Origin of the sequence: Rhodococcus sp. NPDC127527, from assembly GCF_042672245.1 — a bacterium.
Taxonomy (GTDB): domain Bacteria; phylum Actinomycetota; class Actinomycetes; order Mycobacteriales; family Mycobacteriaceae; genus Rhodococcus_G.
This window is the reverse complement of the sequence record NZ_JBHXVP010000019.1, coordinates 38,099-60,177: the sequence shown is the minus strand read 5'-3', so window position 1 is coordinate 60,177 and position 22,079 is coordinate 38,099. Positions and strand designations below refer to the sequence as shown.

General features: G+C 68.1%; 20 protein-coding genes and 1 pseudogene. 10 read left to right on the top strand and 11 right to left on the bottom strand.

Annotation, left to right across the window (positions count from 1 at the left end; genetic code table 11):
- Positions 1–50: 50 nt before the first annotated feature.
- From ACFVH2_RS23110 to ACFVH2_RS23100, 3 genes are read right to left on the bottom strand one after another with little or no spacing between them, the layout of a single operon-like run.
- A complete protein-coding gene (locus tag ACFVH2_RS23110; protein ID WP_378426327.1) occupies positions 51–851 on the bottom strand; it encodes an SDR family NAD(P)-dependent oxidoreductase in 801 nt (266 codons plus the stop codon).
- The gene (locus ACFVH2_RS23105) at positions 848–1,981 is read right to left on the bottom strand and encodes an acyl-CoA dehydrogenase family protein (RefSeq protein ID WP_378426329.1); all 1,134 of its coding nucleotides are present in this window, start codon (positions 1,979–1,981) and stop codon (positions 848–850) included. The genes ACFVH2_RS23110 and ACFVH2_RS23105 overlap by 4 nt, the downstream gene beginning before the upstream one ends.
- 14 nt (positions 1,982–1,995) lie before the next feature.
- A complete protein-coding gene (locus tag ACFVH2_RS23100; RefSeq protein ID WP_378426331.1) occupies positions 1,996–3,165 on the bottom strand; it encodes an acyl-CoA dehydrogenase family protein in 1,170 nt (389 codons plus the stop codon).
- A 336-nt stretch (positions 3,166–3,501) separates the two neighbouring features.
- On the opposite strand from ACFVH2_RS23100, the gene ACFVH2_RS23095 reads away from it, so the two are divergent.
- Complete coding sequence (locus tag ACFVH2_RS23095; RefSeq protein WP_378426332.1) at positions 3,502–4,440, top strand: SDR family NAD(P)-dependent oxidoreductase; 939 nt, start codon at positions 3,502–3,504, stop codon at positions 4,438–4,440.
- A 25-nt stretch (positions 4,441–4,465) separates the two neighbouring features.
- On the opposite strand, the gene ACFVH2_RS23090 is transcribed toward ACFVH2_RS23095, so the two are convergent.
- A complete protein-coding gene (locus tag ACFVH2_RS23090; protein WP_378426333.1) occupies positions 4,466–4,720 on the bottom strand; it encodes a hypothetical protein in 255 nt (84 codons plus the stop codon).
- A gap of 101 nt (positions 4,721–4,821) precedes the next feature.
- Positions 4,822–5,988 carry a thiolase family protein gene (locus ACFVH2_RS23085; protein ID WP_378426335.1) on the bottom strand — a complete coding sequence of 389 codons (1,167 nt, stop codon included), beginning with the start codon at positions 5,986–5,988 and terminating at the stop codon, positions 4,822–4,824.
- A gap of 165 nt (positions 5,989–6,153) precedes the next feature.
- Here ACFVH2_RS23085 and ACFVH2_RS23080 point away from each other — a divergent pair, with 165 nt between their 5' ends.
- The 6 genes from ACFVH2_RS23080 to ACFVH2_RS23055 all read left to right on the top strand — a co-directional run bounded on the left by ACFVH2_RS23080 (position 6,154) and on the right by ACFVH2_RS23055 (position 11,817).
- Positions 6,154–7,338, top strand: a complete 1,185-nt coding sequence (locus tag ACFVH2_RS23080; protein ID WP_378426336.1) for a lipid-transfer protein — start codon at positions 6,154–6,156, stop codon at positions 7,336–7,338.
- Between the two features lies 1 nt (position 7,339).
- Positions 7,340–7,801, top strand: coding sequence for a MaoC family dehydratase N-terminal domain-containing protein (locus tag ACFVH2_RS23075; RefSeq protein WP_378426338.1), 462 nt, complete (start codon positions 7,340–7,342; stop codon positions 7,799–7,801).
- A complete protein-coding gene (locus tag ACFVH2_RS23070) occupies positions 7,798–8,181 on the top strand; it encodes a MaoC/PaaZ C-terminal domain-containing protein (RefSeq protein ID WP_378426340.1) in 384 nt (127 codons plus the stop codon). The genes ACFVH2_RS23075 and ACFVH2_RS23070 overlap by 4 nt, the downstream gene beginning before the upstream one ends.
- A gap of 13 nt (positions 8,182–8,194) precedes the next feature.
- Positions 8,195–8,998: an SDR family NAD(P)-dependent oxidoreductase gene (locus tag ACFVH2_RS23065; RefSeq protein WP_378426342.1), complete on the top strand. Its 804-nt coding sequence runs from the start codon at positions 8,195–8,197 to the stop codon at positions 8,996–8,998.
- A 109-nt stretch (positions 8,999–9,107) separates the two neighbouring features.
- On the top strand, positions 9,108–10,652 hold the full coding sequence (locus tag ACFVH2_RS23060) for a long-chain-fatty-acid--CoA ligase (RefSeq protein ID WP_378426344.1): 1,545 nt from the start codon (positions 9,108–9,110) through the stop codon (positions 10,650–10,652).
- A 7-nt stretch (positions 10,653–10,659) separates the two neighbouring features.
- Positions 10,660–11,817, top strand: a complete 1,158-nt coding sequence (locus tag ACFVH2_RS23055) for an acyl-CoA dehydrogenase family protein (RefSeq protein WP_378426346.1) — start codon at positions 10,660–10,662, stop codon at positions 11,815–11,817.
- A gap of 67 nt (positions 11,818–11,884) precedes the next feature.
- On the opposite strand, the gene ACFVH2_RS23050 is transcribed toward ACFVH2_RS23055, so the two are convergent.
- On the bottom strand, positions 11,885–12,649 hold the full coding sequence (locus ACFVH2_RS23050; protein WP_378426348.1) for an SDR family NAD(P)-dependent oxidoreductase: 765 nt from the start codon (positions 12,647–12,649) through the stop codon (positions 11,885–11,887).
- Positions 12,650–13,132: 483 nt separating this feature from the next.
- Here ACFVH2_RS23050 and ACFVH2_RS23045 point away from each other — a divergent pair, with 483 nt between their 5' ends.
- The 3 genes from ACFVH2_RS23045 to ACFVH2_RS23035 all read left to right on the top strand — a co-directional run bounded on the left by ACFVH2_RS23045 (position 13,133) and on the right by ACFVH2_RS23035 (position 16,183).
- A complete protein-coding gene (locus ACFVH2_RS23045; protein ID WP_378426350.1) occupies positions 13,133–13,993 on the top strand; it encodes an enoyl-CoA hydratase in 861 nt (286 codons plus the stop codon).
- Positions 13,994–14,027: 34 nt separating this feature from the next.
- On the top strand, positions 14,028–14,783 hold the full coding sequence (locus tag ACFVH2_RS23040; RefSeq protein WP_378426352.1) for an SDR family NAD(P)-dependent oxidoreductase: 756 nt from the start codon (positions 14,028–14,030) through the stop codon (positions 14,781–14,783).
- Positions 14,784–14,992: 209 nt separating this feature from the next.
- Complete coding sequence (locus ACFVH2_RS23035) at positions 14,993–16,183, top strand: TetR/AcrR family transcriptional regulator (protein WP_378426354.1); 1,191 nt, start codon at positions 14,993–14,995, stop codon at positions 16,181–16,183.
- 89 nt (positions 16,184–16,272) lie between these two features.
- Here ACFVH2_RS23035 and ACFVH2_RS23030 read toward each other — a convergent pair.
- The 5 genes and pseudogenes from ACFVH2_RS23030 to ACFVH2_RS23010 all read right to left on the bottom strand — a co-directional run bounded on the left by ACFVH2_RS23030 (position 16,273) and on the right by ACFVH2_RS23010 (position 22,029).
- Positions 16,273–17,420: pseudogene (locus tag ACFVH2_RS23030) on the bottom strand (acyl-CoA dehydrogenase family protein).
- Positions 17,421–17,456: 36 nt separating this feature from the next.
- Positions 17,457–18,251, bottom strand: coding sequence for an enoyl-CoA hydratase/isomerase family protein (locus tag ACFVH2_RS23025; RefSeq protein ID WP_378426356.1), 795 nt, complete (start codon positions 18,249–18,251; stop codon positions 17,457–17,459).
- Positions 18,252–18,577: 326 nt separating this feature from the next.
- Complete coding sequence (locus ACFVH2_RS23020) at positions 18,578–19,393, bottom strand: enoyl-CoA hydratase/isomerase family protein (RefSeq protein WP_378426438.1); 816 nt, start codon at positions 19,391–19,393, stop codon at positions 18,578–18,580.
- Between the two features lie 81 nt (positions 19,394–19,474).
- A complete protein-coding gene (locus ACFVH2_RS23015) occupies positions 19,475–20,530 on the bottom strand; it encodes an MBL fold metallo-hydrolase (RefSeq protein WP_378426358.1) in 1,056 nt (351 codons plus the stop codon).
- Positions 20,531–20,838: 308 nt separating this feature from the next.
- The gene (locus tag ACFVH2_RS23010; protein WP_378426360.1) at positions 20,839–22,029 is read right to left on the bottom strand and encodes a TetR/AcrR family transcriptional regulator; all 1,191 of its coding nucleotides are present in this window, start codon (positions 22,027–22,029) and stop codon (positions 20,839–20,841) included.
- Between the last annotated feature and the right edge of the window lie 50 nt (positions 22,030–22,079).

Sequence of the window (22,079 nt, the reverse complement as noted above, 5' to 3'; positions counted from 1 at the left end):
GGTGGATCATTCACCGAGCCAACGAGATTCGTGCCGGAGGCGGGTCGGCGTCAGGCCTCACCGTCGGGATGGTGGGCGTCCCCCGCGGCACCGAACGCGGTCCATCCCCCGTCGACCGGGAGAGTGGCGCCGGTGATGTATCGCGACTGTGGCGACGCCAGGAAGGCCACGACTCGCGCAATGTCGTGCGGCGCACCGAGCTCACCGACGGGAATCCGTCGCCGCAGCAGGGCCCCGTCCAGCTTTCCGTTGGACTGGGCCCGGGCGACCGCCGCGGTCGCGATGTACCCAGGAGCCACTGCATTCACGGTCACTCCCCGGCTCGCCCATTCGGCACCGAGCGTCTTCGTCATCATGATCACCCCGGCCTTTGCCGGGCTGTAGGCGGACCGCATCGGCAAGCCCACGAGCCCGGCGATCGACGCGATGTTGACGATGCGGCCGAAGCGGGCCGGCAACATGAAATCGCGTGCCAACTGACGGCTGCAGAGGTAGGTGCCGCGCAGCAGCACGTCGACGACCCGCTGCCAGCGTTCGATCTCCTGGGACTCGGTCGGCGTGATCGAATCACCGATACCGGCATTGTTGACGAGGATGTCGACCCGACCGGCCCAGGTGCGGACCGCCGCCGACAGCTCCTCGACCTGCGCGGGACTGCTCACGTCGGCGAGGTGGACCAGCGCCCGACCACCCGACGCCTCGATCGACCGCTGCACCCGCGCCGCCTGATCGGCGTCCACATCGACTATGACGACCCCGGCCCCGTCGGCGGCGAGGGTCGACGCGATGGACTCCCCGATCCCCTGCCCCGCACCGGTGACCACCGCCACCGGGGCGGCAGCGCCCGTCATGGCTGGATCACAACCATGCGATGGTCGCGGACCCGGCCGCTCAGGCGTCGCAGGTGGTCGTCCCGGCCGCCCAGCGTGTGCTCGATCGCGGTGAGCCTGTTCGCGTAGTGGCCCACCGGGTACTCGACGGTGAGCCCGATACCGCCATGCATCTGGATCGCCTGCTGCCCGATCAGCCGCGCCGAGCGAGCCACCCGCAACCTGGCGCGCGACGCGACGATCGCGTCGGCCGTGCCTGCGGCGAGCGACATCGTCAGATACAGGCTCATGCTGCGGGCCAGCTCCAGGGCGACATACATGTCCGCCGCCCGGTGGGTGAGCGCCTGGAACCGCGCCAACGGAACACCGAACTGCTTGCGGGTCTTGAGGTATTCGACGGTCAATCGCAGCGCCTCGTCCATCGCGCCGACCGCCTCCGCGCACAGCAGCGCCTGCGTCCGCACCTCGGCCGCCTCGATCTCCGCGGACCGATCGATCGGCTCGCCCAGCGGTTCGGCCGGCGCGGCGGACAACTCGATCTGCGCCCCGCGCCGATGATCGTGCGTGCGGTAGCCGGTCCGGGCGACACCCTCGGCGTCCGCGCCCACGACGAACAGTCCGATGCCTCCGTCCGGGAGCGCGGCACTGACGATCAGGCGCTGCGCGCAATCACCGTGCAGGACCGGGTGCTTGGTCCCGGTGACGGTCCAGCCGGTCCCGCTCCGCGTGGCCGCGGTGGCGACAGTGGTGTCCGGCCAGCGCCGGCCCGGCTCGTGGTGTGCGAACGCCAACAGCGCCTCCCCCGCGGCAAGATCGGGCAGGATGCCCCGCCGCTGGTGCGCGGTACCCACCGCCGCGACCAGGCCGCCCGGCAGCAGGACCGCGTCCACCAGGGGTTCCGGCGCGAGGCGGCGGCCGATCTCGGTCATCACCACCATCGCCTCGACGGGGCCGGCGTCCATGCCCCCGTCCTCTTCCGCGAACGTCAGGCCGAGCAGGCCCATGGCGGCGAGGCACTTCCACACCGCGCGGCTCCAGCCCAGCTCGCCGGCGACCGCCCGCGCCCGACCCTCGGGGTCGTCGCTCCTCGCCAGCAGGTCCCTCGTGGCCTCGGCGAGCATCTGCTGTTCGTCACTCAGATCGAAATCCATTGCGTTCTCCCCACTCACAGGCCGAGCGCCGACGAGGCGATGAGCGTCCGCTGCACCTCGTTGGCCCCGCCGAAGATCGACACCTTGCGGTAGTTCAGGTAGTTCTGTGCGCTGCGCTGCGCCCACACCTCGCTCGCGACCCCCGCCGGCGCCCCGGTCGGTAGCGAGTCGAATCCCGCCACGTCCATCAACAGCTCGGTGGCCTCCTGCTGCAACTCGGACCCGCGCAGCTTGAGCAGCGACGGCACCGAGCCGCCCCGTTCCCGCCCGGTGACGACCCGCAGCTGGGTCAGCTCGAGGGCGAGCACCTCGTTCTCCAGGTCGGCGATGCGAGCGGCGAACAGCGGGTCGTCGAGCAGGGTGCCGCCGTCGACCTCGATCCGCGCCGCGTACTCCTTGGCCCGGGCCACCCGGACCTTCGTCGCGCCCGCCCGGGTGACGCCGGTCCGTTCGTGCTCGAGCAGGAACTTCGCGTAGGTCCACCCGGAATTCTCCGCACCGACGAGGTTCTCCACCGGAACGCGCACGTCCTCGAAGAACACCTCGTTGACCTCCGCGCCACCGGAGATCAGTTCGATGGGTCGCACCGTGATCCCGGGAGTGCTCAGGTCGATCAGCAGGAAGGAGATCCCGGCCTGCGGCTTCGCCGTGTTGGGATCGGTCCGCACCAGGCAGAAGATCCAGTCCGCGTGCTGTGCGAGCGAGGTCCACGTCTTCTGGCCGTTGACGATGTAGTGATCGCCCTCGCGCACCGCCCGGGTCTTCAGCGATGCCAGGTCCGATCCCGCATCCGGCTCGGAAAATCCTTGGCACCAATAGATGTCGATGTTCGCGGTGGCGGGAAGGAAGCGCTCCTTCTGCTCCTGCGAGCCGAAGGACGCGATCACCGGACCCACCATGGCGGTGTTGGCCGGCATCGGCTCGGGGACGGTCGCCAGCTGCATCTCGTCGAGCCAGATGTGTCGCTGCACCGGCGACCAGTCCCGCCCGCCCCACTCGACCGGCCAGTGCGGGACCGCGAGTCCGTGCGCGTTGAGGATCCGCTGCGTGGCAACGCGATCGCGCTCGTCGATGGTCACGGCGAGCCGGGCTCGTTCGCGGATCTCGGCCGGGATCTCGGTGGTGAAGAAGGTTCGCATCTGCGAACGGAATTCGAGCTCGTCGCTCGAGAACTGAAGATTCATGAAGCTGCGCTTTCTGGGTCAGAGACACGGCTGAACGCACGCTGAGAATGAGAGTTGCTCTCGCACTATGAAATCCATCACAGAAGCCATCGGTCGAATAGGTGTTTGCAATGCAGCCCATCGGATATCGCTATCACAGAAACTTGGGCCATCGCGGCGGCGCAGACCGGTCGCCCGTCGCTACAGTGACAGTCACCGCACACTCGCAGTAGTCCTCGTGATCACAGCACGCCGAACGGTACGGCCGAGGCGCATCGTCGAAATCCACATCGCGCCTGCTGTTCTCGCGAACTTCTGCGTACATCACACGCCAGAGCCACTCGAGGAGTTACCACCATGAACACACTCTTGGACGGCAAGGTCGCCGTCGTGACAGGGGCCGGGCGGGGCGTCGGCCGGGCGCACGCGCTCCACCTGGCCGCCCTCGGCGCCCGGGTGATCGTCAACGATCTCGGGGTCGCCCGCGACGGAGCCGGTCGCACGGACGGACCGGCCGACGACGTGTGCCAGGAGATCCGCCACGCAGGCGGGCAATGCGAACCGAACTACGGTGACGTCGCGGACGAGGCCGGCTCGGCGGCTCTGATCGACCAGGCCATCGAGAGCTTCGGCGGTCTCGACATCCTGGTGTGCAATGCGGGCATCATCCGTGAGCGCCCGATCCACGAAATGTCTACCGCGGATTGGGATCTGATCCAGAGCGTGAACCTGCGCGGCCATTTCCTGCCGTGCCGCGACGCGTCCCGGTACTGGCGCGACCGCAGCGCGAGCACGGGCGGGTCGGTCGATGCGAGCGTCATCCTGACCAGTTCGCGAGCCGGCCTGGCCGGCAGCGCCGGGTACCTCGGCTATGCCACGAGCAAGGCCGCGATCGCGACCATGGCGGTGGTGATCGCGCGCGACCTGGAGCAATTCGGCGTGCGCGCCAACGCGATCTGCCCGCGCGCCCGCACGCGGATGACCGTATCCAACCCGGGCTATTCGCGGCCCACTCCTGGATCTGACTTTGATCTCACTGCGCCCGAGAATAATTCGCCGATGGTCGGCTATCTGGCCAGCCACCTGTCACGAGGGGTGACGGGGCAGGTGTTCGTCACGGGTGCCGATGGGGTCGAGTGGATTCAGGGATGGGTGCGGGCGGGCACCGTCGCGAAGACCGGCGCGCCGTTCACGCCGGAGGAGATTCACGCGGGCGCGAGCGCGCTCTTCGGCGACTCCGAGACCCGTCCGACCGCGGGCATGGGCTCGGTGTACCGCGACGACGCACGTACGTGACGTTCGGCGGGGGTGCCGCGACCGGTCAGGTCGGGCGCGCGGTGCTGCAGGCGCTCCGCTCCGCATCGACCCACCGGCGGTACACGATCAACGGCAGCGAGACTGCAAGCGCCGCAACAGCGCACTCGACCGCGGAGTGGCCGACGTCGACGAATTCGGTGAACGCGACCGCGGTCGCCTGGACGACGAGGGCGGCACCCAACCCGCCGAGGAACGTCCGTTCGTTGGCGGAGCGGGCTGTCGAAACGCCCCGTCGCGGTGCCTGCTGCGGTGTGTGCACGTGTCGTCCTCGTCTCGGAGCTCGTCGAAGGGGGCCCGCGCCGATCTCGGTGTCGGCCGACCGTCCCTGGCCGGCCGGCACCGAGATCGGCGCACGGGATGTCAGAGCAGTTCGAGAATGGTGGCGTTCGCCATTCCGCCGCCCTCACACATCGACTGGAGCCCGTACCGGATGCCCTCGTCGCGCATCCGGTGCACCAGCGTCGTCATCAACCGGGCACCCGACCCACCGACGGGGTGACCGATCGCCATCGCGCCACCGTACGGGTTGAGCAGGTCGTAGTCGGCACCCGTCTCCCGCAACCACGACAACGACACCGACGCGAACGCCTCGTTGATCTCGAACGTCCCGATGTCCGACAACGACAACCCCGACTTCGCCAGCGCCTTCGCCGTCGCCGGGATCGCGCCCTTGAGGTTCGTGATCGGGTCGGTTCCCGTCACCACCGCGGTGTGGATGCGCGCCATCGGCACCCACCCGTTCGCGCGGGCGATCTCGCTCGTGGTGACCAGGATGGCGGCCGAGCCGTCGGAGATCTGCGAGGAGGTGGCGGCGGTGATGGTGCCGTCCGCGGCGAAGGCAGGCCGCAGCCCGCCGAGCGACTCGAGGGTGCCGCCGCGCCGGACACCCTCGTCGGTGTCGAACAGCCGCTGCGCGCCGGACTCGTCCACGACCGGGACGGGCGCGATCTGGCCCTTGAAGCGGCCCTCGTCGATCGCGGCGGCGGCGCGCGCATGCGAGTCGAGTGCGTGCTGGTCCATGTCCGTGCGGGTGAGGCCGTACTCGTCGGCGATCGCCTGCGGGCCGCCGCCCTTCGCGTAGTTGGTGCCGCGGTAGCGCTCCCGGGCCATCGGCGCGTACGGATCACCGAAGTCGCCGATGGTGGCCGCCGTGCCGAGCGGGACGGCGCTCATCAGCTCGACGCCGCCTGCGACGGCGATGTCGTACTGACCGGCGATCACCCCGGCCGCGGCCTGGTGGACGGCCTGCTGGGACGAACCGCACTGCCGGTCGACGGTGACACCGGGCACGTGCTCGGGCCAGCCTGCCGACAGCACCGCCGAACGGGCGATGCACTGCGACTGCATGCCGAGGGTCTCCACGCATCCCCAGATCACGTCGTCCACGACCGCGGGGTCCAGACCGGTCCTGTCGACGAGCGCATTGAGCACGTGCGCGGACAGCGACGCGGCGTGCGTCCGCGACAGTGCGCCGTTGCGCTTGCCGACCGGTGCCCGGACGGCGTCGACGATGACTGCATCACGCATGGAATCTCCTCGAAGGTTACCGGAATCGGGCCCTTCCCGACCCGCCCCTGTTCGCATTATGTACACGAGACTGCCCTCGAAGCTAGCCCCAATTGACACTTGACAAGTGGGCAAATGCCAGAAAAACTCAAAACCCATTCACACGATTCTGATCAAGGAGTGTCGATGGGAAACAGGGTTCACGTCGTCGGAGTCGGGATGGTGCCGTTCACCAAACCGGGCAAGAGCGACGACTACGACGTCATGGGCGAGGGCGCAGCACGCGCGGCCCTGGAGGACGCCGGGATCGCGTACGAGCTCGTCCAGCAGGCGTACATCGGGTACGTCTACGGCGACTCGTGCAGCGGGCAGCGCGCGCTCTACAACGTCGGGCTCACGGGCATCCCGGTGGTCAACGTCAACAACAACTGCGCCACCGGGTCGACCGCGTTGTGGCTGGCCCGGCAGGCGGTCGCCTCGGGCGCGGCCGAGTGCGTGATCGCGATCGGCTTCGAGCAGATGCGCCCCGGCGCCCTGGCCTCGGTGTGGCCCGATCGCCCCAGCCCCATGGGCCGCTCGGTGACGATGCTCAACGAGCTGCACGGGGTCGACAACTCGATTCCGATGACGGCGCAGCTGTTCGGCGGCGCCGGACTGGAGTACCTCGACAAGTACGGCGCCGACCCGTCGGTGTTCGCGAAGGTCGCCGTCAAGTCCCGCACGCACGCCGCGAACAACCCGTACTCGGTGTTCCGCGACCCGATCACCGAGCAGCAGGTGCTGGACTCGCCGCACCTGTTCGGCCCGGTCACGCGCCTGCAGGCCTGCCCGCCCACCTGCGGCGCGGCCGCTGCGATCGTGTGCAGCGAGGAGTTCGCGCGCAAGCACGGTCTGCGCACGGATGTCGCGATCGCCGCGCAGGCGATGACCACCGACCGGCCGTCCTCGTTCGAGAAGAGCATGATCCAGGCCGTCGGCGCCGGCCTGACCACCGAGGCCTCGCGCCAGGTGTACGAGGCGGCGGGCGTCGACCCCCGCGACATCGCGGTGGTCGAGCTGCACGACTGCTTCACCGTCAACGAGGTGCTCTGCTACGAGGCCCTCGGCCTGGTGGACGAGGGCGAGTCGGAGAAGTTCGTCCTCGCCGGCGACAACACCTACGGCGGCCGGGTCGTCGTCAACCCGTCCGGCGGCCTGATGTCGAAGGGCCACCCTCTCGGCGCGACCGGGCTCGCGCAGTGCGCCGAACTGGTCTGGCAGCTGCGCGGCGAGGCGAACGCCCGGCAGGTCGAGGGCGCCACCCTGGCCCTGCAGCACAACCTCGGCCTCGGCGGCGCAGGCGTCGTGACCCTCTACGAGAAGGTGTCGTGACGTGAGGCTCGATCGATCGATCATCGGCAGGCGCTCGCCCGAGCACACCGTGTTCGTCGAGCGCGGCCGGCTGCGCTTCTTCGCCAAGGCCACCGGCCAGCTGGACCCCGTCTACTCCGACCTCGCCGCCGCGAACGCGGCGGGCCATCGCGACCTGCCGGTGCCCCCGACATTCCTGCTCTGCCTGAACGCGGAGGTGCCGAACCCGTTCGCGTTCCTCGAGGAGCTCGGGATCGACCCGGTGACCATCCTGCACGCCGAGCAGGCCTTCGAGTACCACCAGCCGGTGTACGCGGGCGACACGGTGACCTTCTCCACCGCGGTCACCGACGTCTACGACAAGAAGGGTGGCGCCCTCGAATTCCTGGTGCGCACCGCCGAGGCGACCCGTGACGGCGAGCTCGTCGCGACGCTGCGCAGTACCGTTGTACTGCGCGAGGTAGTTGGGAGCGTGTCGGCATGAACATCGGTGACACCCGCACACTCGAGCTGCCCCGGGTCAGCCGGACCACCCTCGCGCTCTACGCCGGCGCATCCGGTGACCACAACCCCGCACACATCGACATCGACGCCTGCCGAGAGGTCGGCATCGACGACGTGTTCGCGCACGGCATGCTCTCGATGGCATACCTCGGCCGCCTGCTCACCGACTGGGTACCCCAGCACCAGATCGTTTCGTACTCAGTACGTTTCGCCGCGGTGACGCCGGTCAACGCCGAACCGACCTGCCACGGCACCGTGGTGCGCGTCGAGGGCTCGCAGGCCCACCTCGATCTGACCACAACCCTTCCCGACGGCACCGTGACCCTGCGGGGCTCCGCCGTCGTCACCATCAACCAGTAGCAAGGAGAAATCAATGGGAACTCTGGACGGTAGGTCGGCAATCGTCTCCGGATCGGGCCGCGGAATCGGCCGGGAGATCGCCATGAAGTTGGCGTCCGAGGGCGCGAGCGTCGTCATCAACGACCTGGACAAGGACACGGCCGAGGAGACCGCGGCGGCCATCCGTGCCGCGGGCGGCACCGCGGTCGTGTGCGCGGGGTCCGTCGTCGAGGAGGGCTTCGCCGACCGGTTCGTGCAGACCTCGATCGACAACTTCGGCGGCCTCGACATCATCGTCAACAACGCCGGGTACACCTGGGACAGCGTCATCCAGAAGATGAGCGACGAGCAGTGGGACGCCATCCTCGAGGTGCACCTCAAGGCCCCGTTCCAGATCCTGCGCGCGGCGCAGCCGTACTTCAAGACCAACCCGGTCGACCACCACCGCAAGGTCGTCAACGTGTCCTCGGTGTCCGGGACCAAGGGCGGTGCGGGACAGGCCAACTACTCCTCCGCGAAGGCCGGCGTGATCGGCCTGACCAAGTCCCTGGCCCGCGAGTGGGGCCGGTACAAGGTCAACGTGAACGCCGTCGCCTACGGCTGGATCCTCACCAGGATGACCGAGGCCGTGGCCGGCGAGGACGCCTTCATCGAGGTCGAGGGGCGCAAGCTCCCCGTCGGCATCAACCAGAAGATCGCCGACAGCGCCTCGACCCGCATCCCGCTCGGCCGGCCGGGCACCCCGTCGGAGGCGGCCGGTGCCGCCTACCTGCTGTGCACCCAGGACGCGAACTACGTCAGCGGTCAGTGCCTGGTCGTCGACGCCGGCACGCACTGATCCCGGACCCCGCCGGCCCGGCGACGCGTTGACCCGCCGGGCCGGCGGACCCCCTGAGTTCGTCTTGGAGCATCGTCAGCATCTGCACCCCTCACTTCAGGAGCACCCCGTGTACCTCACACTCCCCTTGCACCGCTCACTTCAGCAGCGGCCGAACGGGATCATGACAATCTGCGGCGACCGGATCCGGACCACGACCGAGGTGGCCGACCGTGTGGCCCGTCTGGCCGGCGCCCTGCGCGGCATCGGGGTGCGCGAGGGTGACCGCGTCGGATTGCTCGCACTCAACTCCGACCGGCACCACGAGTGCTTCCTGGGCTCCTGGTGGACGGGAGCCGCGGCGCTTCCGATCAACACGCGGTGGAGTGTCCCCGAAATCGCTTATGCGATCAACGATTCCGGTACCGAGGTGCTGATCGTCGACGACGCGCACGTGTCCGCGGCCGTGCAGCTGCGCGCGCACTGTCCGCAGCTGCACGCGGTAGTGTACTGCGGCGACGAGCCCACGCCGGACGGCATGCTCGACTACGAGAAACTCATCGCGGACACGGCACCGGTGCCCGACGTTCGACGGGGCGGCGACACCCTGGCACTGCTGCTCTACACCGGCGGCACCACCGGAGAGCCCAAGGGCGTCATGATCAGCCACCGTGGCCTGTTCACGTCGCTGCTGGGGACGCACGTCGTCAACCTCGCGGCCATCGCCGGCGGGGTCAACCTGCACACCGCCCCGCTGTTCCACATCGCCGCGATCACCAGCTGGCACACCCAGAACATCCTGGGCGGCACACACGTGTTCCTGCCCTCGTTCACGGCCACGGGCTTCCTCGACGCCGTCCAGCGGTACCAGGTGACCACGTGCATCCTGATCCCCTCGATGATGCAGATCATCTGCGACGACCCGAACATCGACTCGTACGACCTCACCAGCCTCCGTCGCATCACCTGCGGCGGGTCCGCCTTTTCCGACGGGCTCCGACAACGAGCCATGAAGGCGTTCCCATCGGCCGGATTCGGGCAGGGCTACGGCATGACCGAAACGGCGGTGCTGACCATCCTCGACCCCGCGGAGGGCCCCGAGCAGAAGGCAACCGGACGCACCGTCGCCCACGTGGAACTGGAGATCCACGACCCGGACGACAACGTCGTGCCCGTCGGCGAGGTCGGCGAGGTCGTCACCCGCGGCGACCACGTCATGATGGGGTACTGGAACAAGCCCGAGGAGACCGCCGACGCGCTGCGTGGCGGCTGGATGCACACCGGCGATCTCGGCTACCTCGACAAGGACGGCTACCTCTTCGTCGTCGACCGGATCAAGGACATGATCATCACCGGCGGCGAGAACGTCTACTCCGCCGAGGTCGAGAACACCATCGCCACATATCCCGGTGTCTCCTCCTGTGCGGTCATCGGAGTGCCCGACGAGAGATGGGGCGAACGCGTCCACGCCGTCATCGTCCTCCAGCCCGGCGCCCACGCCACCGCCGAGGAGATCCAGACCCACGCCAGGAAGCACATCGCGGGGTACAAGATCCCCCGCAGCATCGAATTCGTCGAGACCCTCCCGATGTCGGCGGCGGGAAAGATCCTCAAGCGGGATCTACGCACCGCCCACACGGCCGCGGCCACCACGCAGGTCTCCCAACCGGAATGAGAATCGCATGAAGCGCACCATCTACAACGAGGACCACGAGGCCTACCGGGCCACCATCCGCGATTTCATCGCGAAGGAGGTCACCCCGTACTTCGCCGAGTGGGAAGAGGTCGGATATCCCCCGCGCGAGCTGTTCCGCAAGCTCGCAGGCCTGGGCGTGACCGGCTTCGACATCCCCGAGGAGTTCGGCGGGGCCGGCGACGTCAGTTACAAGTATCAGGCCATCATCGCGGAGGAATCCGCGCTCTCCGCGGTGGCGATGTACAACTACGGCATCAGCCAGGGCGTGGTGCTCCCCTACCTGCTCAACCTCGCGAATGACGAACAGCGCGCGCGGTGGTTCCCCGGCATTGCCGCCGGCGACATCCTGCTGTGCATCGCCATGACCGAGCCGGGCACCGGATCGGACCTGGCCGGAATCCGCACCACGGCAACGCTGTCCGAGGACGGCACGCACTACGTCCTCAACGGCTCGAAGACCTTCATCTCCGGGGCCCGCAACTCCGAGCTGTGCGTCGTCGCGGCCCGCACGTCGGCGGCCACCGCCGAGGACCGCCGCGCCGGCCTGAGCCTGCTCGTGGTCCCTACGGACAGTGAGGGATTCACGTATGGGCGCAAACTCGACAAGATCGGCCACCTGGCGAGCGACACCAACGAGCTCACGTTCACGGACATCCGGGTTCCGGTTGAGAACCTGCTCGGGGAGGAAGGGGCCGGATTCTCCTACCTCGGTCAGAACCTGCCCCGCGAGCGGCTCTCGATGGGTGTCGAGGGCGTCTCCCGGGCGACCGCCGCTATCGAATTCGCCGTCGCGTACACCAAGGAGCGCACCGTGTTCGGCAAGCCGGTCGCCTCGTTCCAGAACACGAAGTTCGTTCTGGCCGAATGCAAGACCGAGGTGACGGCGGCACAGGCGATGGTGGACAAGGGCCTCGAGCTCGAGGACACCGGCGAACTCACCGCGGCGGACGCGGCCCGGATCAAGCTGTTCTGCACCGAGGTCGCCGGCCGGGTCATCGACAAGTGCCTGCAGCTGCACGGCGGCTACGGCTACATCCGTGAGTACCCGATCGCCCGCCTGTACGCCGACACTCGCGTCAACCGCATCTACGGCGGTACCAGCGAGGTGCTCAAGACGATCATCGCCAAGGACATGGCGGTCTGACGACCGACCGACCGCGACCTGACAGCCGCGAGAACGGTGGGCTCACCGTTCTCGCGGCTGCATCCACTCAGGGATAGCTCATCCGCAGGGCTCCGTCGATGCGAATCGTCTCCCCGTTGATCATGGGGTTGTCGACGACGGCCAGGGCCAACCGCGCGAACTCCTCCGGCGCGCCGAGACGTGACGGAAACGGAACCTCGGATGCAACACGCCGGCGCACTCGCTCCGGGACCCCGGCGAGGATCGGGGTCTCGAAGATGCCCGGGGCGATCGTGACGACCCGGACACACCTGGCCGCGACGTCGCGGGCCGCGACCAGCGTGAGCCCAACGATGCCGGCCTTGGCCGAGGCGTACGCCGCCTGGCCGACATTCCCCTCGAAGGCCGAGTCCGAGGAGGTCATCACGACGACGCCGCGCTCGCCCTCGACGGGTGCGGAACGCGCCATCCGCGCGGCAGCGAGCCGAAGCACGTTGAAGCTGCCCACGAGGTTGATCGCAACGGTGTCTCGGAACTTGTCCAGATCCCCCGGCCTGCCGTCGAGTCCGACGATCCGCTCCGCGCCACCGCGTCCGGCGCAGTGCACCACCGCGCGTAGCGGAGCGAACCCCTCGGCCCGGGCCAGCGCCGCATCGAGCGCCTCGGAGTCGCGCACGTCCGCCGGCACGAACACCGCCGCCTCACCGAGCGCCGATGCCGCCTCCCGCCCCGCGGAGTTCGGGAGGTCGACGATGACGGTGGGCACACCACGCGCGACGAACGCCTCGGCGGTGGCCAGGCCGAGCCCGGATGCGCCGCCGGTCACGACGGCGGAAGCATTGTCGAGGTTCACCGCGCCACCGCCTCGACGACTCGTGTTCCCGCGCTCGTCGGCGCGGTATCTGTGGCAGTCATGAAAGTCCCTTCACCAGTGTGGAAGTGGAGCTACTGGGATTGTTGTTGCGACCTGCCGCGAGTATGCACCACCCCTCGACGCGCCACAAGGCCGCCAATCTGGCCCGACCGGATTCACTTCTTATCCCACAATCCCCCGGGCCACAGGGATGCAGCTATTGCCTCGCTAGGCTGACGGTGATTTACTTCGAGGTGACCGCGGACCAGCTACGGGCACGTCGGGTGCACGGGCATCATCCGCCGCGCGGGCACGTGTCCCGGTGGCGGTGACATCACCCGCTGCCACCGCATGACATGGGCGCGTTGGGTCTCGATCCTCTGCACCACAAAAGAATTCATTGCGGCCTCGGTGCAGGATCGGCGCCCGGATGCCCGCGGCGCCACGAATGTCCCCGAGTAACCACGGAAGACCAGGAGTGTCATGACGAGTTCGGAACTCACAGCAATTGCGACACCGACCATTCGTCGCGAGGACCCCGCCGAGGGCGTAGCGCGAATCGTCCTGTCCCGACCCGAGAAGCACAACGCGCAGAACCCGACCATGCTCTACGAACTGGATGCGGCGCTGACGGAGGCCGGACACGATCCCGCGGTGAAGGTGATCATTCTCGCCGCGGACGGCGCGAACTTCTCGTCCGGGCACGAGATCGGCGGCGGCGCGGTGCTCCCTTGCGCGCCCACCGCGACCATCGCGTCCGGCCTCGACGAGCCCGGCGCCGCCGGCCACTACGCCTTCGAATGCGAGGCCTATCTCGGGCTGTGCAAGCGCTGGCGCGACATCCCCAAGCCCACGGTCGCGCTGGCACAGGGACGCGCCATCGGGGGCGGGCTGATGCTGCTGTGGCCGATGGACATCATCATCGCGTCCGACGACGCCACCTTCTCGGACCCGGTCACCATCTTCGGGGTCAACGGCGGTGAATACTTCACTCATGCTTGGGAACTCGGTGCCCGACGGGCCAAGGAGCTACTGTTCACCGGCGGTGCCATCGACGCCCACGAGGCCCACGCGGCCGGCATGGTCAACAAGGTGGTGCCGCGATCCGAACTCGACGCCGCGGGACTGGCGCTAGCCCAGCGGATCGCCGCCCGACCGGCCTTCGGCCTGCGCCTGGCGAAGGAGGCGGTCAACCGCAGCCTCGATGCCCAGGGCCAGTCCGTCGCCCTCGATTCCGCTCTCGCCCTGCACAACCTGGGACACGCACACAACCTGAAGCAGTTCGATCGCATCATCGATCCGCGCGGTCAGGAAGTCATCCGGCGCGAAGCCCGGGGCCGGTAGCGGTGCGGCACAACGACGTGCGGGAGACACGAGCATGATCCTGACCGATCGATCCGCACTGGTGACCGGCGGCGCCTCCGGTCTCGGGCGCGCTAGCGCGGAAGCACTCGTCTCGCGTGGCGTACCCACCGTCATCCTCGATCTCCCCCACTCCGACGGAGAGATCGCCGCCAAGGAACTGGGCGCACTCGCGACCTTCGCGCCGGCCGACATCCTCGACACCGAGGCGGTCGAGAACGCGCTCGACGTGGTGGAGCAGTCGGCGCCGCTCGGGGCGGTGATCCATTGCGCCGGTGGCGGCCACGGCGTCCGGGTGGTCGACAAGAACGGCGCGGCCGGCGACCTGGAGCTGTTCACCGACGATGTCGAGCGGAACCTCGTCGGCACCTTCAACGTGCTGCGCCTGGCAGCCACCCGGATGGCCCGGAACGAGCCGGTCGACGGCGAACGCGGCGTCGTCGTGATGACCTCGTCGATCGCCGCGTTCGAAGGTCGAATCGGGCAGGCGTCCTATTCCGCGGCCAAGGCGGGCGTCACCGGACTGACGCTCGTCGCCGCCCGCGACCTGGCGAGCCGGCTCATCCGCGTCGCCACGATCGCACCGGGCGTGTTCGACACTCCGCTCCTCGGACTCCTCTCCGAGGAACGCGTCCGCCGCGTGCCCGACCGGGTCCCGCATCCCGCCCGACTCGGCAGGTCCGCGGAGTTCGCCCAGCTCGCCCTGGCCATCGTCGGCAACCCGATGATCAACGGCGAGACCATCCGGATCGACGGAGCGATCCGGGGATAACCTGCTACGACCGCGGACCGGCGCCGGGCCGTCTGCCACTGGACCCGCGCCCCCTTCCTGAGCATTCACCGATCGTTGCGGGTCACTGTTCACATAGAACGGCGTATATGATGGTGAATTGGCCTATCCATCGAACACCGCGTTGGCGACGGGTATTCACTTCGAGTCCTCGGGGTGCCTGGCAGATGCTTTGACAAGGGAGGGATTCCGTGACTCAGTCAGCGGCGGCCAAGCCGCGCGCCCGTCGGCCTCGTGACCGCAAGCAGTCGATCGTGGTCGCCGCCTCGCGGCTCTTCCGCGATCGCGGCTACCACAACGTGTCGATGGCGGACGTCGCAGCTGAGGTGGACATCACGGCCGGCGCGCTCTACCGGCACTTCAGCAGCAAGGGGGACCTGCTGCTGCAGGCGGTCCTCGCCGGACTCGAGGTGATGGACTCGTCCGTCCGGGCCTCCGAGGACATGGACGAGTACCTGCGCGCGACCGGAGTCATCGCGCTGGAGCGGCGAGGTCTGCCCGCGCTGTGGCAGCGCGAGTCACGCCACCTTCCCGACGACCAGCGCGCGTTGCTGCGGCAACGCCTGATCGAGAACGCCGCCCTCGTCCGTGTGCTCGTCGCCGGTGAGCGACCGGATCTGGACGAGGCCAACACCGAACTTCTCACGTGGGCACTCATAGCGGCGTTCGGCTCCTTCGGCCTGCATCGCATCACGCTGCCCAAGGGCGAATTCCTCCGGCTCCGTTACGAACTACTGTCGACCCTGGTGCACTGCGAGTTGACCGAGGCCCCGGCCACCACCGAACAGTCGACTCCCGCAGAGGCCTACGCGGGAGTCGAGCTGCCCCGACGGGAACAACTGATCAAGCACGCCACCCGACTGTTCGACGAGCGCGGCTTCCAATCGGTCCGGATGGATGACATCGGCGCCGCGGTCGGCATCACCGGATCCAGTGTGTACAAGCACTTTCCCACCAAGGAGGAGATCCTCTCGACTGCCCTCATGCGCGGGGACGAGCGGATGCACTCCGGGATGGCGTCGGCCCTGCAGCAGGGCGGCGCACCCGAGGAAACACTGGACCTGCTGCTACGTTCGCACATCGACTTCGCTCTCGACCACAGCCGTCTGATCGGGATCCTGACCAGCGAACGCGATGAACTCCCCGACAAGGAGCGCAAGCACTCGCAGCGCTCCCAGCGGGACTACTTCAACGTCTGGAAGCGGCTGCTGCGCGAGTGCCAACCCGACCTCGGGCCCGAAGCCGCGAAGATCGTCATCGACACTGTGTTCATGGTGGTGAACAGCCTCGTGCGAATGCGGGCGGCACGGGCACGCCCAGACCTGCGCGAACGTCTGATCGAGCTCACCACCCCGCTGCTGCGGTACCCCGGGCACCTGTGAGTCCGGCGAACGACGCCTGACGGGTTCGGCGCGGGTGAGTCGTACAATCGACCACCGAGATGGTCGCCGCAGGGGCCGCCCCGTCTCGCCTACAGGCCCATCGACTTGGCGATGATGGTCTTCATGACCTCGCTTGTGCCGCCGACGATCCGGGAGATCCGGGTGTCCGCGTAGAGCCTGGCGATCGGGTACTCGAGGACGTAGCCGTAGCCGCCGTGCAGCTGCAGGCACTTGTCGATCACCCGGCCCGCCATCTCGGTGCAGAACACCTTGGCCATCGCAGCATCCGCCGGCGTCAGCTCGCCCGCCTCCTCCAACTCGAGCGCCTTGTCCACGAGCGCCTGGGCCGCGGCCTGTTCGGTCGCGCACTCCGCAAGCACGAACTTGGTGTTCTGGAAGCTGGCGACCGTTTTGCCGAAGATCTCCCGGTCCCGCACGTACTCCTTCGCGAAGTTGATCGCGGCGGCCGCCTGGGCACAGGTCTGCACGGCGAGCGTCAGGCGGTCGCGCGGCAGATAGCGGCCGAGGTACGAGAACGCCTGCCCCTCCTCGCCGAGCACGTTCTCGACCGGGATCCTCACGTCGGTGAACGAGATCTCGCACGTGTCGCTGGTCTTGAGCCCGATCTTCTCCAACCGCCGGTTGACCTCGAAGCCAGCGGAATCGGTGTCCATCACCAACATCGTCAGCCCGGCGCGGCGGTCCTCGGCGCTCGCCGGCGCGGTGCGGCACACCACGATCATGCGGGTGGCCACCGACGCGTTGGAGATGAACGTCTTGGCACCGTTGAGCACGAAGTGGTCACCCTCGCGCCGCGCCGACGTCTTGATCCCCGCCAGGTCCGAACCCGCCCCGGGCTCGGTCATCGCGATGGCGAGCTGCTCGCCGGCGGCAATGCTGGGCAACCAGCGGCTCTTCTGCTCCTCGGTCCCCAGGTCGAGAATGAACGGCAGGATGATGCCGCTGGACATGTTCCAGTTGCCGAAGTTCACCCCGGCCGCGAACACCTCCTCGGTGAGAACCGCGTTAAACGGAAGCTCACGTCGCCGGCGCCGCCGTACTCCTCCGGGATCCCAAACCCGGCGATGCCCAGCTCAGCGAACTTGGGAAGGAACTCGCGCGGGACATAGCCCTGCTTCTCCCACTCGGGGAAGACCGGAACGACCTCGCGGGCGATGAACTCCCGGATCGTCTTCCGGAAGGCCTCGTGGTCCTCGTTGTAGATCGTGCGCTTCATGATGGCTCCTTGTCGTTGATCTCGCGGGGCACGCGGCTAGCTCGCCTTCGCGGTCTTGCGCTCGAGGAACGCGGCGATCGGCGCGACGTGGTCGTTCGACGCGAAGCACTCCTTCTCCATCATCAGACTCGGATCCAGAACCAGGTTCGCGTTGTCCCGCAGGATGCTGTTCAGCACCGCCTTCGTACCCCGGATCGCCCGCTGCGAGCCACCGGCCAACCGAGCCGCGAACTCCTGTGCAGCAGCAAGCAACTCGCCATCCGCCACGACCTCGTTCACCAACCCGAGCCGCTCCGCCTTCACCGCCGACATCGCATCACCCGTCATCAGATACTGCTTCGCCCGGTTGATCCCGACCAACCACGGCCAGATCACGATGCCACCGTCACCCGCACCCACACCCACCCGCACATGCGGATCCGCGAACTTCGCACTCTCACCGGCGAACACGACATCGCACAGCAACGCCAACGTCGCACCCAGACCCATCGCCGGACCGTTGACCGCCGAGACGATCGGCTGCGGCAACTCCAGCAGATCCATCACGATCTTGCGGGCCTCGACAAACGTGTTGTCCAGCCTCTCGCCCGAACCCGTCGCAATGTTCGACAGGTCACCACCACCCGAGAACGCCTTGCCCGCACCCGTGACGACCACCGCCCGGGTCTCCCGATCCGCACGGATATCGGCGAACACCCGCGACAACTCCGAGTGCAACTGCCGATTGACCGCGTTGTACACCTCCGGCCGGTTCAACCGCACCGTGAGCACCCCATCGGTGCGCTCGAACGCCAGGTGCTCGTAATTCTTGTAGACCTCGGACAGGCTCATCATTCTCCCAACTGATCATCGAGTTCACAGGCGACGGGCACCGCGAACCAGCACCCATCCACACACGGAGCCGCAACCCACGCATGCCGTGCCGCCGCAAGAGTACGTCACACACGGCAAGTCGTCATTTATTTAGTACTCAATATCCGCAGCTCATGTCAAGGATCAATCGTAGAATGATGTGGTTCACGATTTCTGTTAGCGGCTGCTCGGGCCCGACGAAGATCGGCTTCGGCCCTCCCGGCCGCCTGACCGATCCGGACAGCGAGATGCACCGCACGGTGCATCGAAACTATTGGGCAGGAGTGGAATTCACCGGATACCGATTACGGCACCTGCCACCCACCGTCGAAGGTCGCGGAGCGCTTCTCCACGAACGCGGCGATCGCGTTCGGGGCATCGGTGGCGAAGTTGATCGTGAACGCGTGCGCCTCGCCGTCGAGCGCCTCCCCCAACGTCCGGCCCGAACCCTGATCGAGCAGCGACTTCGACAGGGCGAGCGCCACGGGCGGACCCTCCGCGAGGCGCCGCGCGACGTCGCCGACGAAGGCATCGATCTCCTCGGACTCCTTGACCCAGGTGACCAGACCCAGCTCGAGCGCCTCGTCGGCCTCGATCGTCTCGGCGAGCATGACCAGACGCTTGGCCTGCTGGAGTCCGACCAGCCGCGGCAGGATCCAGGATCCGCCGAAGTCGACGGACACGCCTCGCTTGGCGAATATCTGGCTGAACTTCGCTGTCGGAGTGGCGATCACCAGATCACAGAGCAAGGCGAGGTTACAGCCCGCACCCACCGCATAGCCCTCGACGCACGCGATGACCGGCTTGGGCATCTCGGCGAGCGTTCGCGCGGTCGCATTGACGCTGCGCATGCCGTCGAGCGGATGCCCGGAGCCACCCGCCGACTCGAGATCGGCCCCGCTGCAGAAGTGGCCGTCCGCACCCCGGAGCACGATCACCCGGACGTCGGGATCACGTTCGGCGGACCGCAGAGCCGCACCCAGAGCTTCGAAACCGGCACGCGGCAGGGCGTTCCGTCGATGAGGCCGGTTGAGCGTGATCGTGAGCACGCCGTCGGTGTACGAGCTCAGCACCGAGGCGACCTCCACGCCGTCGTGCCGGGCAGCGCGTTCCGTCGAAATCGTCACAAAACATCCCTTCGATGAGGTGTTCACAGTGGAACTGGGGAAACTCTCGCGCCGACGGCAACCGCCGCAGACACTTCATGCCCGGAGCGGATCCGCTGCGCATTCCTGTTGCAGAAAAAGGGAATCCGATGACGGGAGCCGCCGGAAAAGCGCTGCACCGCCGCCGGGCTCCGGCGCGACCAGCCCGCGCGCGACCAGGTGGCGCAGGTGCGCGGCCGCCTCCGAGAGCGCGAGGCTCTTGCCGGTCCACGGCAGCTCGGCCCACGGCTTGTACCACCGCATCAGATTCGCGATCTGCCACAACGTGATCGGGTCGTCGCCGAAGGCCGCGTACAAATGGTCGAGCTGTTCCTCGTGATGGTCGATGAGCGCCGCGGCTCGGCCGGCGACGTCGTCGATCACGGCGCCGTGCGCACCGAGTCCGCGCGTCACCCCCATCGATCCGACCCGGCCCAGCGAGCCCATGAACGCGCCCAGGTCATCGCGCTCCGCCAACGGCACCGTGAAGCTGCCGACATGCGGACTCGTCTTCTGCAGCACGTGATCTCCGGTGAACATGACGTCGACGTCCTCGAGGTAGAAGCACACGTGCCCGGGCGTGTGCCCCGGCGTGTGCACGGCCCGGAGCCGACGCCCGGCGAGCGCGATGACCTCGTCGTCGACCAGCGTCCGGTCGGGGGCCGACTGGGGGCGAGCCGGCGGCGTGCGCCGCACGTCGCGCTCGAACTGCGCGAGATCGGACGCAGACGCACCCGCGAGGCGCAGCGTCCGCATCTCCGCGGCAGCCCAGTCCGCGTCCCGGGGGACCACCATCTCGTCGAAATGCACCCGATCGGACTCGTGCATCGCGATCCACGCCCCGGACACCTCGCGCACCCTGCCGCAGAGTCCGACATGGTCGGGATGGAAGTGAGTGAGGACGACGCCCTCCACGTCAGCCACACCGTGGCCGATCTCCCCGAGACCCGCCGACAGCGCATCCCACGCAGCGTCGTCGTCCCAGCCGGCGTCCACCAGCACGACACCACGCGGGGACTCCATCGCGTACACCCAGGTGTGACCGAGCGGGCTGCCCGTGATGGGCACCGCGATCCGGTAGATGCCATCACCGATGGCGGCTGCGTTGTTCATGCGCGTTGCTCCTGACTGGAGGGACCTGCTGCGTGCGCGGCGCCGGTTCCACACCGAGACGGCCAGACCGGGTCCCGCGGCAACAGCGCCGACGGCCCGCTTCACAGAGAAATGCCGACGACATCATTTCAAATCCGTGTAGCGGTAACTATCTGCGACTATAGCAAAGTATGTAAATGCCGACTTGCCCAATGTGCGTTTTGTCACGATCCGCGTCCGGGTACGTCGGGAGACCCTGCCTCGGGATCCGAGCAGGGTGCCGTCACAGATCGTTCGTGGGCGAACTCGCTGGGGAGGTGCCGTCGCGGTCAGCGGTCCAGGAGTGCGGACACTCCCAGCCGGGTCAGCCACTCGTCCAGGCCCGGCCACGGCGGCCGGCCGGCCCTGGCGTGGACGACGAAGTAGATCATCGAGTGCACTGCGGCGACCCGGATGCGCGATTCGGCGGGATCCCGGTCGGGTGCCGCCGCCGCGATCGTCTGCAGCCAGGCATCGAGGTAGTCGGTTTGGAACCGGCGCATCGCGGTTCGCTCCTTCGGCGGGAGCTGCGCACGCTCGTTGGCGATGATCCCGATCAGGTGCGGGTTCTGCATGGACACCGCGACGTGCGAACGGACGAGCCGTTCGACCGCGTCGCACGGATCGACGGCGGTGGCCAGCGCGCGGTCCGCGCCTGCCCGCAACCGCTCGCGACCCCGGGTCGCGGCCGCGACGAGCAGGTCTTCCTTGGCACTGTAATGCCGGTAAACGGCGGAGGCGACGATCCCCGCGGCCTTGCCGATGTCACTCATCGTCACCGACTGATACCCGTACTCGTCGAACAGCCGGGTACCGACCTCGAGCAGCTGTTCCCGGCGCGAGATCTGTGCGCCGCCCGCCTCCGCGGCGTCCTGGCCTATCTCGGCGCCGACGGCCGCCGGTTCCCCCAGCATCGAGACGTCCGCCGCGACGATCAGCTCCCCCAGCCGCACCATGATCGCCTCGTCCCGGCGGCGCGTGAGGCTGTACCGACGCCGGAAACCACCGAGCGAACCGAACACGGCTCGGGCGGCCAGCTCGCCCGCCCCCGGTCCCAGTTCCCGTCGCCGCGCGACGATCAGGGGCACCAGATGGGAGATGACCTGCGACTCTCGTTCGCGGATCTCCTCGCGCTGCGCGCCCTCGAGGTTCCTCGCCTCGCGCTCCCACACGGTCGCCAGACCGGTGGACCGCACGATCGTCGAGGACAGCGCCGCCATCGCCTCATCGAGGTCATCGCACCGCAGCACCGTTGAGTCGACCCTCTCGAGACCGCTCCACACCACGTGGAACAGCAGGTCCTGCTTGTTCCGAAAGTGGTGGTACAGCGCCGACGGGGTGATGTCGAGCGCGTCGGCCACGTCTGTGACCGAGACGTTGTGGTAGCCGCGGGCAAGGAACATCTCGCTCGCGACGGCACTGATCTGTTCCTTGCGGTTGGGGGGCCTGCGTGCCACGTCGTCCCATGCCCCCTCAGCCACTTCGATACCGGCGAGTCTATCTGCGCGCCGCAGAAACCCGTGGTCGGAAT

Bases quoted from the DNA above. Each gene is read 5' to 3' on its own strand.
- ACFVH2_RS23110 (WP_378426327.1), bottom strand. From the start codon at position 851: ATGACGGGCGCTGCCGCCCCGGTGGCGGTGGTCACCGGTGCGGGGCAG.
- ACFVH2_RS23105 (WP_378426329.1), bottom strand. From the start codon at position 1,981: ATGGATTTCGATCTGAGTGACGAACAGCAGATGCTCGCCGAGGCCACG.
- ACFVH2_RS23100 (WP_378426331.1), bottom strand. From the start codon at position 3,165: ATGAATCTTCAGTTCTCGAGCGACGAGCTCGAATTCCGTTCGCAGATG.
- ACFVH2_RS23095 (WP_378426332.1), top strand. From the start codon at position 3,502: ATGAACACACTCTTGGACGGCAAGGTCGCCGTCGTGACAGGGGCCGGG.
- ACFVH2_RS23085 (WP_378426335.1), bottom strand. From the start codon at position 5,988: ATGCGTGATGCAGTCATCGTCGACGCCGTCCGGGCACCGGTCGGCAAG.
- ACFVH2_RS23080 (WP_378426336.1), top strand. From the start codon at position 6,154: ATGGGAAACAGGGTTCACGTCGTCGGAGTCGGGATGGTGCCGTTCACC.
- ACFVH2_RS23070 (WP_378426340.1), top strand. From the start codon at position 7,798: ATGAACATCGGTGACACCCGCACACTCGAGCTGCCCCGGGTCAGCCGG.
- ACFVH2_RS23065 (WP_378426342.1), top strand. From the start codon at position 8,195: ATGGGAACTCTGGACGGTAGGTCGGCAATCGTCTCCGGATCGGGCCGC.
- ACFVH2_RS23055 (WP_378426346.1), top strand. From the start codon at position 10,660: ATGAAGCGCACCATCTACAACGAGGACCACGAGGCCTACCGGGCCACC.
- ACFVH2_RS23045 (WP_378426350.1), top strand. From the start codon at position 13,133: ATGACGAGTTCGGAACTCACAGCAATTGCGACACCGACCATTCGTCGC.
- ACFVH2_RS23040 (WP_378426352.1), top strand. From the start codon at position 14,028: ATGATCCTGACCGATCGATCCGCACTGGTGACCGGCGGCGCCTCCGGT.
- ACFVH2_RS23025 (WP_378426356.1), bottom strand. From the start codon at position 18,251: ATGAGCCTGTCCGAGGTCTACAAGAATTACGAGCACCTGGCGTTCGAG.
- ACFVH2_RS23015 (WP_378426358.1), bottom strand. From the start codon at position 20,530: ATGAACAACGCAGCCGCCATCGGTGATGGCATCTACCGGATCGCGGTG.